Below are 16,571 nucleotides of genomic sequence, written 5' to 3' on the forward strand. Positions count from 1 at the left end.
TCTCCCCAGCCTCAGTACGAGAAGGCCATCGGCCGGTCGGGGTTCTTGTCGTCCCCGCCGATCTTGGTGGGCGGGTTGAGGTCGGCCTCGGTGAGCTCGGGCGGGCCGGCCTTGACGTACTTCACGAGCAGCTTGACTTCGATCACCGCGAGCACGGCGTAGAGCAGCGTGAAGCCGATCATCGAGGTGAGCACCTCGCCCTGGGAGACATTGGGCGAGACGGCGTCGCGAGTGCGCAGGACTCCGTAGACCACCCAGGGCTGACGGCCCATCTCGGTGAAGATCCAGCCCCAGGAGTTGGCGATCAGCGGGAAGCCCATGGTCCAGAGCGCGATCACCCAGTACAGGTTGGTGAACTTGGGGCTCAGCGCCTTCTTGAAGAGGACCAGGTGCGGGACCTCGTTCTCACCGGTGCGCAGCCCCGGCGGCAGCATGAACTTCTTGCGGGTCAGCCAGAGTCCCAGGACGCCGACTCCCAGGGAGGCCATCCCGAAGCCGATCATCCAGCGGAAGCCCCAGTAGGCGACGGGGATGTTGGGCCGGTAGTCGCCGGGCCCGAACTTCTCCTGCTCGGCCTTGTTCACGTCGTTGATGCCCGGGACGAAGGAGGTGAAGTCGTCGTTGGCCAGGAAGGACAGCAGGCCCGGGATCTCTATGGCGACCGTGTTGTGACCCTTTTCGACGTCGCCGTAGGCGAAGACCGAGAAGGGCGCCGGCGCCTCGCCGTCCCAGAGCGCCTCGGCGGCGGCCATCTTCATCGGCTGCTGCTTGAACATCACCTTGCCGAGCAGGTCACCGCTGATGGCCGTGCCCAGTCCGGCGATGATCATGACGACCAGGCCGAGCCGCAGCGAGGTCCGCATCACAGGGATGTGCCGCTTGCGGGAGAGGTGGAAGGCGGCGATGCCGACCATGAACGCGCCACCGACCAGGAAGGCGGCCGTCATGGTGTGGAAGAACTGCGTCAGCGCCGTGTTCTGGGTGAGCACCAGCCAGAAGTCGGTGAGCTCGGCCCGGCCCCGCTCCGGGTTCATCCGGTAGCCGACCGGGTGCTGCATCCAGGAGTTCGCCGCGAGGATGAAGTACGCGGAGAGGATGGTGCCGATCGAGACCATCCAGATGCAGGCCAGGTGGATCTTCTTGGGCAGCTTGTCCCAGCCGAAGATCCACAGGCCGATGAAGGTGGATTCGAAGAAGAAGGCGATGAGGGCCTCGAAGGCCAGCGGGGCGCCGAAGATGTCACCGACGAAGCGCGAGTAGTCGGACCAGTTCATGCCGAACTGGAACTCCTGGACGATTCCGGTGACGACGCCCATCGCGATGTTGATCAGGAAGAGCTTGCCCCAGAACTTCGTGGCCTTGAGGTACTTCTCTTTTTCCGAACGCACCCAGGCGGTCTGCAGGATCGCGACGAGCGCGGCCAGCGAGATCGTCAAGGGAACGAAGAGGAAGTGATAGACGGTGGTAATACCGAACTGCCATCGCGCCAGTGTCTCTGGCGCCAAAGCTAGGTCCACGTCCTCGTCTCCTTCGGTTCGCCCGTGGTCACAGCCGCAGTTTGCCTCTTGTATCCCACTCAATCCGGGAGGAAGCAGGACACGCTTGTGAACGCGTTCACATTCACAAGCATTATGTCGTACGGGTGTCGGCATCTTTCAGGGGGGTCCCCCCTAGCGAATACATTCAACAGATTGTTGAATGCGACCCATGAAGATTCGGATCCTCTGGCCCGCCGGCCACCTCACCGCCACCCTCGACGAGACCCCCACCGCCAAGGCGCTCGCCGAAGCCCTCCCGATTTCCGCCACCGCGAACACCTGGGGCGAGGAGGTCTACTTCGACACGGGCGTCTCCGTGGCCCTGGAGCACGACGCCCAGCAGGTCGTCGCCCCCGGCACGGTCGCGTTCTGGACCGAGGGCGACGCGCTCGCGCTGCCCTACGGTCCGACGCCGATCTCCCGCGGGGGCGAGAGCCGCCTGGCGAGCCCGTGCAACGTGCTCGGCTCGTTCGACGGCGACCCCCGCCTGCTGGCCACCGTCCGCGACGGCGACTCCATCCGCGTGGAACTCGCGTAGCCTCACCTGCTCGAAGCGGGTGGCTACATCTCCTTGAAGAACGCCTCCGCCGTGTGCAGGAAGAGGTCGTTCGCCTCGGTCTCGCCGATCGTGACCCGCAGGCCCTCGCCCGCGAAGGGCCGGACCACCACACCGGCCTTCTCGCAGGCCGCCGCGAAATCGGCGGTCCGCTCGCCGAGGCGCATCCACACGAAGTTGGCCTGCGTCTCGGGAACCACCGTCCAGCCCTGGGCCAGCAGCGTCCCGTGGACCCGCGTGCGCTCCGCGACCAGCGACCCGACACGGCCCATCAGCTCGTCCTCGGCCTGCAGCGAGGCGACCGCCGCGTCCTGGGCGAGCTGGCTGACGCCGAAGGGCACCGCCGTCTTGCGCAGCGCCGCGGCCACCGGTTCGTGTGCCACCGCGAATCCGACGCGCAGGCCCGCGAGCCCGTACGCCTTGGAGAAGGTGCGCAGCACGGCCACGTTCGGACGGCTGCGGTAGAGCTCGATGCCGTCCGGCACCTCCACGTCGCGGACGAACTCCTTGTACGCCTCGTCGAGGACGATGAGGATGTCGGAGGGCACCCGGTCGAGGAACCGCTCCAGCTCGGCCCGGCGCACGGCGGTGCCCGTGGGGTTGTTCGGGTTGCAGACGAAGATCAACCGGGTCCGTTCGGTGATCGCCTCGAACATCGCGTCCAGGTCGTGCACGTCCCCGTCGGTCAGCGGGACCTTGACGGAGGTCGCACCCGAGATTTGGGTGATGATCGGGTAAGCCTCAAAAGACCGCCAGGCATAGATGACCTCGTCGCCCGGCCCCGCCGTGGACTGGATCAGCGACTGGGCGACCCCGACCGAGCCGGTGCCCGTGGCGATGTGCTCCACCGGGACCCCGAACCGGTCGGCGAGCTCGTTCACCAGACCCGTGCATGCCATGTCGGGGTAGCGGTTGAAGTGTCCGGCCGCGGCGACCGCGGTCTCCAGCACCCCAGGCAGCGGGGGGTACGGGTTCTCGTTCGAGGACAGTTTGAACGCCACGGGACCGCCCGCTGCGGCGGGCTTCCCGGGCTTGTAGGTGGGGATGCCGTCCAGCTCGGCGCGCAGCTTCGGGCTCTTCTCGCTCACCGCAGGTCCTCCTCGACCATCCCGTACGACGTCGCCGTCGACTCAATACTCCTCACCTTATGAGGATTCCGCCCATCCGAGAACGGCGGGCGCCAGGAATGCGGGAGAGCGCACGCATATATGCGCGCGCCGGTGGCCTGCGCCGTGGCGCGCGTCCCTCGTACAGGTGAGTTGAAACCTGCCCGACACCGCACCGTTTTGGCATGCCCGGACCCGACGACAAGCGCACCTCGCCCCCATTGGGGGAAAACACCTTGGTTTCCAAGGTCATTGGGGGTGGCGAACCATGCAGAATCGTGCCTGTCAACGCCTGCATATGCATCCGGACCACCCGGCCCCCCGAGCCCTACTATCGGCTCGCCATGACAGCAGCAGGGAAGCACCAGGTGAGCCGGACCGAGACCACCCGGCGGGCCGCCGGCCGACAAAGCCGGGCCGGCATCAGGGACGTGGCCGCGGCGGCGGGCGTCTCGATCACGACCGTCTCCGACGCGCTCAATGGCAAGGGGCGGCTGCCGGACGCCACCCGCCGCCACGTCCGCGAGGTCGCCGACCGGCTGGGCTATCGCCCTTCCGCGGCCGCCCGCACCCTCCGTACCGGCAAGTCGGGCCTCATCGGCCTGACCGTGACGACGTACGGGGATGAACCTTTCACCTTCACCGAATTCGCGTACTTCGCCGAGATGGCCAGGGCCGCCACCTCCGCCGCGCTCGCCCGCGGCTACGCCCTCGTCATCCTCCCCGCCACCTCCCGACACGACGTCTGGTCCAACGTGGCCCTCGACGGCACCGTCGTCATCGACCCCTCCGACCACGATCCCGTCGTCACCGAACTGGTCCGCCAGGGCCTGCCCGTGGTCTCCGACGGCCGCCCGGCAGGCTCACTCCCCGTCACCGCCTGGGTGGACAACGATCACGAGGCCGCCGTACTGGGCCTCCTGGACCACCTCGCAGCCGCCGGCGCCCGCCGCATCGGGCTGCTGACCGGCACCACCACCGACACCTACACCCGCCTCTCCACCACCGCGTACCTCCGCTGGTGCGAGCGCGTGGGCCAGGACCCCGTCTACGAGTCCTACCCCGCCCACGACCCGTGCGCCGGCGCCGTCGCCGCCGACCGGCTGCTCGCCCGCCCCGACCGGCCCGATGCCGTGTACGGGCTCTTCGACCCCAACGGCACCGACCTGCTCGCCGCCGCCCGGCGCTACGGCCTGCGCGTTCCCGAGGACCTGCTGCTCGTGTGCTGCAGCGAATCCACCGTGTACGCCAACACCGAACCGCCCATCACGACCCTGTCCCTCAAACCGCGCCGCATCGGCACCGCCGTCGTACAACTGCTCATCGACGCCATCGAAGGCGTGGACACCGGGCGACCCGTCGAACAGGTCATCCCGACCGAACTGATCATCCGTACTTCATCCCAGCGCAGGCAGCCCCGTACGACCGTCAGCCCGCCCCGCTCCCCGGCACAGGACTGACCGACCACACCGGTCCCTGGGCGGAGCCTTCGGCCCCGCTCAGGATTTCGGCAGTGCAGATATGGGGAGAAACCGGTAGGAACAAGTAGCTCCGGCCAGGATTCACCACCCCTGGTGCGTCACAGAGCGCGAGCTGCATTCCTATGATGGGCGCACGACATCACGGACCCTCCGCCCAGAAGGCGGGAGGTCCGCAGGTGTACGGCAGTGCGACGGTGGTGGAGGGGTCGATGACGCAGGGGGCCGGTCAGGGACCCGCGGTGCGGACGGACACGCAGCGGGACTTCCGGGTGCCCGTCGTCGAACCCGCCCCGCATTCCGTGCCCTCCGGGGTCACCGTGCCCGCCGGAGTGCCCGGCGACGCCGCCCCCGTGTACGGGGAGTACCCCGCGTACTACGGCGAGAGCCCCGCGCCCGTACCCGTACCTCCGCCCCTGCCCGCGCTCGCTCCCGTACCCGCGCAGCACGGCTACGGGTACGAAGCCCCGTACGCCGCCGTCCCCGAGGAGCACGACTCCGAGGACGACGGCGACTTCGAGGACTACACGCCGACCCAGCGCGACCTCCCGGTCATCGGCCGCGGCGCCCTCGGCGGCCCCGGCGACACCGTCCAGGTCCAGTACGTCCCGCAGGACTTCGCGGCCGACGGTCCCGGACCGCTCTACGTGGTCGGCGACGTCCACGGCTACCTCGCCGAACTCGTCTCCGAACTCCAGGTCCAGGGCCTCATCGACGCCGACCACAACTGGTCCGCCGGAAACGCCCGGCTCTGGTTCCTCGGCGACTTCACCGACCGCGGACCCGACGGCATCGGCGTCATCGACCTCGTCATGCGCCTCTCCGCCGAGGCCGCCGCCGCCGGCGGCTACTGCAAGGCCCTGATGGGCAACCACGAGCTGCTGCTCATCGGCGCCAAGCGGTTCGGCGACACCCCCATCGTCTCCGGCGCCGGCACCGCCACCTTCCAGGCCGCCTGGCTCCTCAACGGCGGCCAGCGCACCGACATGGAGCGCCTGCAGGACGTCCACCTGCAGTGGATGTCCCGGCTGGACGCGGCCGTCCTGGTCGAGGACCACCTGCTCCTGCACTCCGACACCACCGCCTACCTCGACTACGGCGACTCCGTCGAAGACGTCAACGACACCATCCACGAGCTGCTCAACCGCAACGACGCGGACATCACCTGGGACCTGTTCCGCAAGTTCACCAAGCGCTTCGCCTTCCGCGACGAGGGCACGGGTCCGCAGGCCGTCCGCGAGCTCCTGGGCACCTACGGCGGCAGTCGCGTCGTCCACGGCCACAGCCCCATCCCGTACCTGCTGGGCGAGGTGGGCACCGAGGACGGCGACGAGCCGCGCGGCCCCGAGGCCGTGGTCGGTCCCCACGTGTACGCGGAGGGACTGGCCATCGCCATGGACGGCGGCGTGACGATGGCGGGCAAACTGCTCGTCGTAGAACTCCCGCTGAACGACTGAGGGTTCCCGGAGCGGGGTATTTCCGGAAAGCCCCTGTCAACGCACGGCATGGGCGCTCTACCATCGCTCTATCCGCAGCAGGCTCTCCTCCGTTTGTGCCGGTGCCCGGGTCTACGCGGGCATACCGGCCCCTACGGAGCATCGGGGGATGCACATGACCAGCGCTCCGCACCTGCTCACCGAAGACCGACCGGAGTTCGATCGGCTCCTCGACGAGGCGCTGCGCACCGCGAACGACCGGCCCGAGCTCGCCACCCTGGGCGAACGGCTGAACGCCGAACAGTTGCGCACGATGGCCATGGGAGCCAGCGCGCTGCTGACGGCCGCGGCGGCAGCCGAGTACGACCACTACGTGAAGGTCCGCAAGGAGCGGCAGGACGAGGTCCTGTCCACGCCCGGAACGTTGGCCCGGGAGAGCGGCGGACAGGGCGGCGGCGCGGGAGTCGGCGCCGTGGTCGCGGTCCTCGCCCCGGTCCTGGCCGGCACCGCCATGCTGATCTTCCTGATGGTGGGCTACATCCTGAAGGGCTTCGAACCCGAACCGGCCTTCGCGGAGACCATGCTGACGGCCGGTTGGCTCTTCGGCGGGCTCACGGTCGCCGCCCTGCTCTTCGCCGTGATCGGGCTGCTGGTGACGGCCGTGCGCAACAGTTCCACCGAGGTGGCCGCGGACGAGACCGAGGCCGTACCCGACGAGGTGTCACGGGCCCGGGAGGCCTGGCGCAACGCCCTGCTGGAGCGCGGCATCATGCCGTTCCTACGGGACGCGCTGGCCGATCCCAGCGCGGGGGCCGGGTTCCCGACCCCGCGCAAGCCGGGGGCCGGGCGCATCCCCAACCTGGGATACTCCCGGCCCGACTTCACCAGCCCCGGGGCCCCCGCGCAGGGACCCCGGCCCGGTTACACGTCCCCGGACTTCACGAGCCCGGACTTCGGCGGCCCGGAGAACGAGCCGGAGTGAGGGCTACTCGGCGCCGACGGTGTTCGGGGGACCCGAGTAGCCCAGGTCTCCCTTCCAGGTGATGTCCTCGCCCTTGGCGACCGCCTTGGCCCGGAAGGCGGGGACGGGAGCCGGGGTCAGCTCCGTCCAGTTGCCGACCGGTGCGAAGGCCCCGCCTCGGATGTCGAAGTGGAGCTGGAACACCCGGCGGGTGGTCGTCAGCACCTTGACGTACGCGTCGTTGTTCGACCCGCTGATGGAGACTCCGCAGGCGAATCCGGTTTCTGCGCTGTTGGGATAGCCGGTGACGCCGGAGTAGTCGACCCAGACGGGACTGCCACCAACGGTGGCGGCCCGGCCCGCGTAGGTGTGGCCCCCGTTGAGCGCCGCGCTGTAGTCCTCGGTGCCGGAGGGCGCGTAGCTGTCGATGTCACTGCACGGGCCGGTGGCTCCGGTCGCACCCGTGGCACCCGTCGCGCCCGTGGCTCCGGTCGCGCCGGTGGCACCCCCTGCGCCGGTGGCCCCGGTGGCACCCGTGGCACCGGTGGCTCCAGTGGGCCCGGTCGGGCCCGTCGCGCCCGTGTGGCCCTTGGGTCCGCGCGGGCCCCGCGGGCCTCGCGGACCCGTCGGGCCCACCTTGCACTCGTCGTCGTGCGCGGCCTGGGGCTGCCCGACCGCACCTTCCTGCTTACGGAGGCTGTCCGGTCTGTGCTGCCCTGACTTGCAGTGGTCCCCGGTCGCCGGCGCGGCCAGCGCGACGGCCGGGGTGGCCATGCCCGCCAGCACCAGCGCCACCGACGCGAGCGTGCCGCCGGTCAGCCAGCCGGCCCGTCGGGGCAACGGCCCCAGGGATGCAGGGGCCCTGTTCTCAGAACTCATGTACCGCTCCTCGCGCGCATTGGGTCGACGGTCTTCCAAAGTCCGGAAATATGACCGGACTCCGCAGGCCATCCTGAGGACCCCGCCGCCGAGGGGCGGGCCGACGCGCCCTCCTGTCAGCGGAACGGCGCAGCCCCACACGGCCACATGGCCGTCTGGGGACGGCCACTCGGCGGCCCCCGGCCCGGCGGCACACCACCGGAGGGCAGTCCGCCCGTACGCCGACGGCCCGGAACAACAGCCGGACCGAGGTCCGACCGGCGCTCCGGGCCGCTGGGGTTTGCTGTGGGATCACCGGGTCACTGGGTCCCGCGCACTGGGGTGACCCGTTCCGCTGCTAGTCGCGGAACTTGTTGCCCTTGGCCGGCGGGTTCTTGGCCATCGGCTTCTTGGCCGCCCGGCTCTTGGCTTCCGGCTTCCTGGCGGGCGGGGTCTGGAGGGAGCTCCGCAGCGCGGGAGCGGTGGTGGGGCCGGGGGTGATCAGGGTCCACGGGTGCTGGTTGGTGGGGGGACCGCCGGCCGTCCCGCAGTTCAGAGTCGGTCCGGAGGTGACGACCTCGCAGAAGGTCTCGAAGACCCGCCCGTCGGTGGTCGAAATCTCGATGTTCGCCCCGTTGGAGTGCTCGTCGACGGCGATTCCGCAGGCCAGCCCGGTCGGGTAGCCCGGGTTGCGTGTGGGGTTGGTCAGGTTGTGCCAGTCGAAGGGCGTCGCGTCCGGAGCGATGCCCCGGATTCCGACGTACGCGATTCCGTTGATCATCACCGCCTTGACCTCACGGGATCCGCTGGGCTTGTAGTTGGCGATGGCGTTGCACCCACCGGTGGCGCCCGTAGCGCCCGTAGCGCCCGTAGCGCCCGTAGCGCCCGTAGCGCCCGTAGCGCCGGTCGCGCCGGTCCCACCCGTGGCACCCGTAGCGCCCGTAGCGCCGTCGGCGCCAGTCGGACCCGTGGGACCGGTCTCGCCCGTCGCACCCGTAGCGCCCGTCGCACCGTCCACACCCGTCGGACCCGTGGGACCCGTCGGACCGGTCTCGCCCGTCGCACCCGTAGCGCCCGTCGCACCGTCCACACCCGTCGGACCCGTGGGACCCGTCGGACCGGTCTCGCCCGTCGCACCCGTAGCGCCCGTCGCACCGTCCACACCCGTCGGACCCGTGGGACCCGTCGGACCGGTCTCGCCCGTCGCACCCGTAGCGCCCGTCGCACCGTCCACACCCGTCGGACCCGTGGGACCCGTCGGACCGGTCTCGCCCGTCGCACCCGTGGCACCCGTGGCACCATCCGCGCCCGTGGCACCGGTCGCCCCTGTGGCACCGGTAGCGCCATCAGCACCCGTCGCACCCGTAGCGCCGTCCGCGCCGGTCGCACCAGTGGCACCCGTAGCGCCATCAGCACCCGTCGCACCGGTGGCGCCCGTAGCGCCCGCCCCACCCGTCGGACCCGTCGGACCCGTATCTCCCTTGGGCCCGGTCGGACCGGTCGGACCCGTCGGGCCCACGCACTTGCCGTGGTCGTGGTCGTGATCGCGGCCGTGGTCGTCGTTGTACTCGTCGTCGTCACCACCACCCCCGAGGTACCGGTTCAGCATCCCGGCGCGCAGCGGTTCGTCGTCGTGGTGCGGCCGCTCCCGGCAGTCCTCCCCGCCGCCACCGCCGCCGCCACCGGCCGGTCGGGCCGCCGACACCTGCGGTGCGGCGTACTGCGCCGCAGCGGCGATGGGGCTGACGACGCCCGCCAGCACGAGGGAGAGCGAGGCCAGGGTGGATCCCGTCAGCCAGGCCCTACTGCGGGGCAGGGGGCCGAGGATCGACCTGGATCGGTGCTCACGACTCATTGAGCGCTCCTTGGGAGGTAAGCCGACCGGAATCCGTGGTGTCCCGGTTGCGGGTACGAGCTTCCTTCGGAGCTACGGGTTGCGCGTGCAACACCTCAAGCGCTGCGACCCACTATCAACACATCGGCCTACTAAATGACCGCCAATCAGGGGTGTCCGTCGAGGCCGGCGCCGATCAACCGCACCGGCGCCACCGACCGGCCGAGGCATGTTGCCGACTGCGAACTCCGGATCCCCGTCGGCGCGCCGCCCACCGGTGCCCCGTGCCCGATCCCTAGAGTCACCGACGATCCATCCGGACCGGCGAGCCGTGAGCAGCGCCCCCCCTTAGTCGCACGAGGCACAGCGGCCCAACCGCCGGCAGGAACGGCCACTACAGCGGACGGGACCCGTGAAACCAACAGTCTGTCTGAACATGATCGTCAAGGACGAGGCTCCGACCATCCGGAAGTGCCTTGACTCGATGCGTCCCCTGATCGACACCTGGGTGATCGTGGACACCGGCTCGACGGACGGCACGCAGGACGTCATCCGGGAGTGCTTCAGCGATCTGCCCGGGGTCCTCCACGAACGACCGTGGAAGGGATTCGACGGCAGCCGCACCGAGGCCATCGAGCTCGCCCGCTCCAGCGCCGACTACCTGCTGTTCATCGACGCCGACGACGAGATGCAGGTGCAGCCCGGGTTCCGGATGCCCGACCTGACCCTCGACGCCTACCGCGTCGCCCTGCACGACGGGCCGATCATCCACTGGCGGCCGGCGCTGGTCTCCACGCGGCTGCCCTGGCGGTACGTCGGCGTGCTCCACGAGTACATCGAGTGCGACACCGAGTTCAGCCTCGGAGTGCTCGAGGGCGCCAACATCCTCAGCGTCGGCGGCGGCGCCCGCCTCCGCGAGGGCGGCCAGCGGAAGAAGTACCTGCGCGATGCAGAGATCCTCGAACAGGGGCTGATCAAGGAACCCGAGAACACCCGCTACGTGTTCTACCTCGGCCAGAGCTGGCGGGACGCGGGCGAACCCGAGAAGTCCCTCGCCGCCTACGACCGCCGGGCGGGCATGGCGGGCTTCGCCGAGGAGACGTACTGCTCCCAGGTCTACGCCGCACGGCTCGCCGCGAGTCTCGACCGGCCGCCGGCCGAGGTGATGGACCGCTACCTGCGCGCGCACGAGAGCCGTCCCACCCGCGGCGAGGCGATCGGCGAGCTCGCCCGTCTCTGCCGCGTCCAGAACCGCTGGCCGCTCGCCTACATGTTCGCCCGCGAGGCGGCGCGGATCCCCCGCCCGCAGGACATCCTGTTCGTCGAGTTCTCGTGGCACGAGTGGCGTGCGCTCGACGAACTCGCGATCGCCGCCTACTGGGTCGGGGAGTACCAGGAGTCACTGGAGTGCTGCGAGCGGCTCCTGAGCGAGGGCAGTCTCCCCGACGACCAGCGCGAACGGGTTTCCGCGAACCTCGATTTCGCCCGGCGCAAGCTGGGCGCGGCGTACCGCGTCGTCGCCTGATCGTGAGGATGAGAGTGTCATGACCGTCACCGCATCAACCACTGCCGCATCAACCACGGCCCCATCAACCACGGCCGCAGCAACCGCCACCGCATCGACCGCCGCCGTCTCGCCCGTGCTCGCGCTCGTGCAACCGGTTCGCCAGACCCATGTCGTCGACATCGGCGCCAACCCGATCGACGGGGACCCCCCGTACCGGGACATGCTGCGGTCCGGCCTGTGCCGTGTGACCGGGTTCGAACCCCAGCCCGATGCCCTCGACGAGCTCCAGCGCCGCAAGGGCCCGTACGAGACCTACCTGCCCGACGCCATCGGCGACGGCGGCGCCCACACCCTCCGCGTCGCCGCCGCCTCCGGGATGACCAGCCTCTACAGGCCCGACCCGAACCGGCTCGGGCTCTTCAACGGTTTCACCGAATGGGGCCGGGTCCTCGAGGAGATCCCGATCGACACCCGGCGGCTGGACGACGTGGCGGAGGTCGGCGCCTTCGACCTCCTGAAGATCGACATCCAGGGTGCCGAGCTGATGGTGTTCCAGAACGCCCGGCAGAAGCTGGCCGAGGCCGTGGCGATCCACACCGAGGTGTCCTTCGTCCCGCTCTACGAGGACCAGCCCGTGTTCGGCGACGTGGACCAGGAGCTGCGCCGTCAGGGCTTCATCCCGCACGCCTTCACGGCGGTCAAGCGCTGGCCGATCGCCCCCGTGGTCTTCGGCGGCGACTTCCGCCAGGCCCAGCACCAGCTCCTCGAAGCCGACGTCGTGTACGTACGTGACTTCGGGCATCCCGAAACCATGACCGACGAGCAGCTCAAGCAGCTGGCCCTGGTCGCCCACCACGTCTACGGCTCCACCGACCTCGCGTACCGGTGCCTCAGCCTGCTGGGCACACGGAACGCCGCCGCCCCCGACGCACCGGAGCGCTACCTCACCGCACTGCGCTGAAACCCGGCCGTGGGCGGCCCCGCGGCTCCCCCCATGGGTCGCGGGGCCGCCCCGGCCGTGCGTCAGCGCACGTGCGCCGGCGCGCCGTGCCTCAGCCGACCGTGCGTCAGTCCGCCAGCGGCAGGTACACGCGGTTGCCCGAGGCCGCGAACTCGGCGGACTTCTCCGCCATGCCGGCCTGGATCTCCTCGGCCTTGAGGTCTCCGCCGTGCTCGCGGCGGATGTCCTGGGAGATCTTCATCGAGCAGAACTTCGGACCGCACATGGAGCAGAAGTGCGCGGTCTTGGCCGGCTCGGCCGGGAGGGTCTCGTCGTGGAACGAACGGGCCGTGTCCGGGTCGAGGGCCAGGTTGAACTGGTCCTCCCACCGGAACTCGAACCGCGCGTCCGACAGGGCGTCGTCCCACTCCTGGGCACCCGGGTGCCCCTTGGCCAGGTCCGCCGCGTGAGCAGCGATCTTGTACGTGATGACGCCGGTCTTCACGTCGTCGCGGTTCGGCAGGCCCAGGTGCTCCTTGGGCGTGACGTAGCAGAGCATCGCGGTGCCCCACCAGGCGATCATCGCGGCGCCGATGCCCGAGGTGATGTGGTCGTACGCGGGCGCGACGTCCGTCGTCAGCGGGCCGAGCGTGTAGAACGGCGCCTCTTCGCAGATCTCCTGCTGGAGGTCGATGTTCTCCTTGATCTTGTGCATCGGGACGTGCCCGGGGCCCTCGATCATCGTCTGCACGTTGTGCCGCTTGGCGATCGTGTTCAGCTCGCCCAGGGTCTTCAGCTCCGCGAACTGCGCCGCGTCGTTGGCGTCCGCGATGGAACCGGGGCGCAGGCCGTCACCCAGCGAGTACGTGACGTCGTACGTCGCGAGGATCTCGCAGAGCTCCTCGAAGTTCGTGTAGAGGAAGTTCTCCTTGTGGTGCGCCAGGCACCACGCGGCCATGATCGAGCCGCCGCGCGAGACGATGCCGGTCTTGCGGCGGGCGGTCAGCGGCACGTACGACAGCAGCACGCCGGCGTGGACCGTCATGTAGTCGACGCCCTGCTCGGCCTGCTCGATGACCGTGTCCTTGTAGATCTCCCAGGTCAGGTCCTCGGCGCGGCCGTCGACCTTCTCCAGCGCCTGGTACAGCGGCACGGTGCCGATCGGCACGGGGGAGTTGCGCAGCACCCATTCGCGGGTGGTGTGGATGTTGCGGCCGGTCGAGAGGTCCATGACCGTGTCGGCGCCCCACTTGGTCGCCCAGGTCATCTTGTCGACCTCCTCCTCGATCGAGGAGGTGACCGCGGAGTTTCCGATGTTGGCGTTGACCTTCACCAGGAACCGCTTGCCGATGATCATCGGCTCGATCTCGGGGTGGTTCACGTTCACCGGCATGACCGCGCGACCTGCGGCGATCTCCTCGCGGACGACCTCGGGGGAGACGTTCTCGCGGATCGCGACGTACTCCATCTCCGGGGTGATCTCGCCCCGGCGGGCGTACGCGAGCTGCGTGACGGCGGCGCCGCCACGGCCCCGGCGGGGCAGGCGCGGACGGCCCGGGAAGACCGCGTCGAGGTTCTTGAGGCCACCGCGCGGCGAGGTGTGCTTGATGCCGTCGTCCTCGGGGCGCGCGGGGCGGCCCGCGTACTCCTCGGTGTCACCGCGGCTGATGATCCAGTTTTCGCGCAGGGGCGGCAGGCCCCGGCGGACGTCGGTCTCGATCTGCGGGTCGGTGTACGGACCGGACGTGTCGTAGAGCGTCACGTCCTTGCCGTTGGTGAGGTGGACCTGGCGAACCGGCACCCGGATGTCGGGGCGGGAGCCCGCCACGTACCCCTTGTGCCAGCCGGGCTGGCGCTCGGTCTGGCCGTCGGCGTCCTGGCTGACGGCAGGCGTGCGTGCGTCCTGAATGGTCATGAGACCTAATCTCCCTACGCCGGCATTACCCGGTAACAGGTTCGGCGGTCGACGCAGCCTCCTCCCGTACGCATATTCGAATGCGAACGGTGATCAGCGCCCTCTCAGCCCGGTGCTCCGAGCTCCCGCGTTGTGCAAAGTAGCCCCCACGCTAGCGTCATGTGTGGCGTGCTGAACAGTGGGCCCCCTCATCTGTTGCGATGATCTGCCGGTGACGTCCTCGCCGCAGCCCCCCATCGAGCCCACAGATCCCGCTGGTCACACCGACCACGCCGGCCACGCGCATGCGGAGCCAGAGCACTCGCCGGGACACGCGCCCGGGCACTCGTCGTCCGCGCACTCGCCGTCCGGACACTCGTCGTCCGCGCACTCCCCGTCCGGGCATTCCCACGGCCACTCGCACAGCCACGGTCCGGCGGCCCCCGTCTCGAAGCACCTGCGCAAGGTGATCGCCGCCGTGCTGATCCCCTTCGCCGCCGCCGTCGTGGTCGGCATGGTCGTGCTCTGGCCGGGGGGCGCCCCGGCGCACGAGCGTTCCGGGGTCGGCTTCGACCGCCAGACCCAGCAGGGGAAGGTCGTCGCACTGGCACAGGTCGACTGCAAATCCGTGAACGCCGCGCAGGTGCCGGCCACCGGCGACACCTCCACCCCGTCGGGACGCGAGGCGGTCGCCGAGCAGACCGGCGACTGCAAGAAGGCGACCGTCCAGGTCTCCACCGGCCCCGACAAGGGCCGCGAGTTCTTCGAGATCATCCAGCCAGGCGCACCAAGACAGTTGACGAACGGCCAGGAAGTGGTGGTCGCCTACGCGCCGGACGCGCCGCGCGACCTCCAGTACTCCGTCATCGACGTGAACCGCAAGTTCCCGATGGCCCTGCTGGCGGGCATCTTCGCCCTCGCGGTCGTCGTCGTCGGGCGGATGCGTGGGGTGTTCGCGCTCATCGCCCTCGTCGTCAGTTTCGGCGTACTGACCCTGTTCATCCTCCCCGCGATCCTCCAGGGCTCGAACCCCCTGGTGGTGGCGGTGGTCGGGGCCAGCGCCATCATGCTGATCGCGCTCTACATGTGCCACGGCCTGACGGCCCGTACCTCGGTGGCGGTCCTCGGCACCATCGTGTCGCTGGTGCTGATCGGCCTGCTGGGCTCGCTGTTCATCGGCTGGGCGTTCCTGAGCGGCAACACCGACGACAACACCGGGCTGATCCACGGGCTCTATCCGCACATCGACATGAGCGGTTTGCTGCTTGCGGGTGTCATCATCGGATCGCTCGGCGTACTCGACGATGTGACGGTCACCCAGACGTCGGCCGTCTGGGAACTCCACCAGGCAGACCCCTCGATGGGCCCGCGCGAGCTGTACCGGGCGGGCATCCGGATCGGTCGGGACCACATCGCCTCGGTGGTCAACACCCTGGTACTGGCCTACGCGGGCGCCGCGTTGCCGCTGCTCCTGCTGTTCTCGATCGCGAACAGCAGCATGGGTTCGGTGGCCAACAGCGAGCTGGTGGCGGAAGAGATCGTACGGACCCTCGTGGGCTCGATCGGACTGGTCGCCTCGGTACCCGTGACGACGGCGCTGGCCGCGCTGGTGGTGTCCGCCGACCGCGCGGGATCCCCGGCGGGCACGGCTGCCCCGGCGGGGACGGCTGCCTCGGGGCCACTGCGCGGCGGCCGGGGCCGGCGGCGCAAGCGCTGACCGGCAACGGACGGGCCGAGGGCGGGCGACCGGCGGGCGCGGCTGGTCAATTCGCGCGCGCGGCCGGTCATGGGAAACGGCAAGGTGGTGTGCTCAGCGCGTCGGCACGCTGAGCCGCGGTGTGGACGTGCGGTGGTGCGTGGTGGTCGTTCCGGTCGGTCGGCAGGCTCTGGTCGGCCCGCGTCGCCACCGGCTACCGGTCAGCCGGCGTTCTGCTCGTTCTGCCGCGACTCCGCCAGGATCTTGTCGAGCGCCTCGTCGAGGTTCTCCTCGAAGTCCCCGAGGTTGCGCTCCTGTCCGAGCGGAACGATCCGGTCGGTGCGGTCGAGGAACGCGACGAGCGGCGCCGCGCTCGCACGGAAGAGCGCCCGGTCCGCGCCCACCTGCAGCCGGATGTGGACATCGGACAGCTCCTCCGGGTCGGTGGGGGCGATGTGGACATCACCGTCACCGCACGGCTTGTTGATCCCGTCGAGAAGCAGCTCCCGGCCGAACGCCCAGGTCACGGGCGCGTCTCCGGGAAGGTGGAAGGTCAGACGGACTGCGTATGGATCACGCGCCTCGTACCGGAGCTCCACCGGGATCCGGAACGAGAGCTCCTCGGAAACGAGGAAACTCATCATGACCTCTGCCTGTACCGACTCGCGCATTGCCTACCCCGCTGTAGTGGAAGTGGCCAGGAATGATCCCCCAAGGCCCTCTTGACAAGAGTGGTGGAAGCGCTAGCAGATCACAAGGAGTGAGTT

At 69.7% G+C, this 16,571-nt stretch carries 13 protein-coding genes and 1 riboswitch; of the genes, 7 read left to right on the forward strand and 6 right to left on the reverse strand.

What is annotated here, in order from left to right; genetic code table 11:
- Positions 1 to 11 precede the first annotated feature (11 nt).
- Positions 12 to 1,517, reverse strand: coding sequence for a cytochrome ubiquinol oxidase subunit I (locus tag OHU74_RS17720; protein WP_371616804.1), 1,506 nt, complete (start codon positions 1,515 to 1,517; stop codon positions 12 to 14).
- Positions 1,518 to 1,707: 190 nt separating this feature from the next.
- Between OHU74_RS17720 and OHU74_RS17725 the strand changes: the two genes are divergently transcribed.
- Positions 1,708 to 2,076 carry a cyclophilin-like fold protein gene (locus OHU74_RS17725; RefSeq protein WP_371616805.1) on the forward strand — a complete coding sequence of 123 codons (369 nt, stop codon included), beginning with the start codon at positions 1,708 to 1,710 and terminating at the stop codon, positions 2,074 to 2,076.
- Positions 2,077 to 2,099: 23 nt separating this feature from the next.
- On the opposite strand, the gene hisC is transcribed toward OHU74_RS17725, so the two are convergent.
- Entirely contained in the window at positions 2,100 to 3,182 is a 1,083-nt protein-coding gene (hisC, locus tag OHU74_RS17730) for a histidinol-phosphate transaminase (RefSeq protein ID WP_371616806.1), read from the reverse strand.
- 362 nt (positions 3,183 to 3,544) lie between these two features.
- Between hisC and OHU74_RS17735 the strand changes: the two genes are divergently transcribed.
- The 3 genes from OHU74_RS17735 to OHU74_RS17745 all read left to right on the forward strand — a co-directional run bounded on the left by OHU74_RS17735 (position 3,545) and on the right by OHU74_RS17745 (position 7,096).
- Positions 3,545 to 4,660, forward strand: coding sequence for a LacI family DNA-binding transcriptional regulator (locus OHU74_RS17735; protein WP_215021268.1), 1,116 nt, complete (start codon positions 3,545 to 3,547; stop codon positions 4,658 to 4,660).
- 230 nt (positions 4,661 to 4,890) lie between these two features.
- A complete protein-coding gene (locus tag OHU74_RS17740) occupies positions 4,891 to 6,135 on the forward strand; it encodes a metallophosphoesterase (RefSeq protein ID WP_371616807.1) in 1,245 nt (414 codons plus the stop codon).
- A gap of 148 nt (positions 6,136 to 6,283) precedes the next feature.
- Complete coding sequence (locus OHU74_RS17745; protein ID WP_371616808.1) at positions 6,284 to 7,096, forward strand: hypothetical protein; 813 nt, start codon at positions 6,284 to 6,286, stop codon at positions 7,094 to 7,096.
- A 3-nt stretch (positions 7,097 to 7,099) separates the two neighbouring features.
- On the opposite strand, the gene OHU74_RS17750 is transcribed toward OHU74_RS17745, so the two are convergent.
- Together OHU74_RS17750 and OHU74_RS17755 are read right to left on the reverse strand one after the other, a co-directional pair.
- Positions 7,100 to 7,954, reverse strand: coding sequence for a hypothetical protein (locus OHU74_RS17750; RefSeq protein WP_371616809.1), 855 nt, complete (start codon positions 7,952 to 7,954; stop codon positions 7,100 to 7,102).
- A gap of 337 nt (positions 7,955 to 8,291) precedes the next feature.
- Positions 8,292 to 9,788, reverse strand: a complete 1,497-nt coding sequence (locus tag OHU74_RS17755) for a hypothetical protein (RefSeq protein WP_371616810.1) — start codon at positions 9,786 to 9,788, stop codon at positions 8,292 to 8,294.
- A gap of 391 nt (positions 9,789 to 10,179) precedes the next feature.
- Between OHU74_RS17755 and OHU74_RS17760 the strand changes: the two genes are divergently transcribed.
- Entirely contained in the window at positions 10,180 to 11,292 is a 1,113-nt protein-coding gene (locus OHU74_RS17760) for a glycosyltransferase (protein ID WP_371616811.1), read from the forward strand.
- 19 nt (positions 11,293 to 11,311) lie between these two features.
- Positions 11,312 to 12,235 carry an FkbM family methyltransferase gene (locus tag OHU74_RS17765; RefSeq protein WP_371616812.1) on the forward strand — a complete coding sequence of 308 codons (924 nt, stop codon included), beginning with the start codon at positions 11,312 to 11,314 and terminating at the stop codon, positions 12,233 to 12,235.
- A 106-nt stretch (positions 12,236 to 12,341) separates the two neighbouring features.
- On the opposite strand, the gene thiC is transcribed toward OHU74_RS17765, so the two are convergent.
- A complete protein-coding gene (gene thiC / locus OHU74_RS17770) occupies positions 12,342 to 14,129 on the reverse strand; it encodes a phosphomethylpyrimidine synthase ThiC (RefSeq protein WP_371616813.1) in 1,788 nt (595 codons plus the stop codon).
- Positions 14,124 to 14,268, reverse strand: a riboswitch (TPP riboswitch). Its footprint overlaps the gene before it by 6 nt.
- Before the next feature lie 39 nt (positions 14,269 to 14,307).
- On the opposite strand from thiC, the gene OHU74_RS17775 reads away from it, so the two are divergent.
- The gene (locus tag OHU74_RS17775; protein WP_371616814.1) at positions 14,308 to 15,825 is read left to right on the forward strand and encodes a YibE/F family protein; all 1,518 of its coding nucleotides are present in this window, start codon (positions 14,308 to 14,310) and stop codon (positions 15,823 to 15,825) included.
- Positions 15,826 to 16,025: 200 nt separating this feature from the next.
- On the opposite strand, the gene OHU74_RS17780 is transcribed toward OHU74_RS17775, so the two are convergent.
- Positions 16,026 to 16,475: an SsgA family sporulation/cell division regulator gene (locus OHU74_RS17780; RefSeq protein ID WP_330297406.1), complete on the reverse strand. Its 450-nt coding sequence runs from the start codon at positions 16,473 to 16,475 to the stop codon at positions 16,026 to 16,028.
- Positions 16,476 to 16,571: the final 96 nt, after the last annotated feature.

Origin of the sequence: Streptomyces sp. NBC_00454, from assembly GCF_041434015.1 — a bacterium.
Classification (GTDB): Bacteria; Actinomycetota; Actinomycetes; order Streptomycetales; family Streptomycetaceae; genus Streptomyces.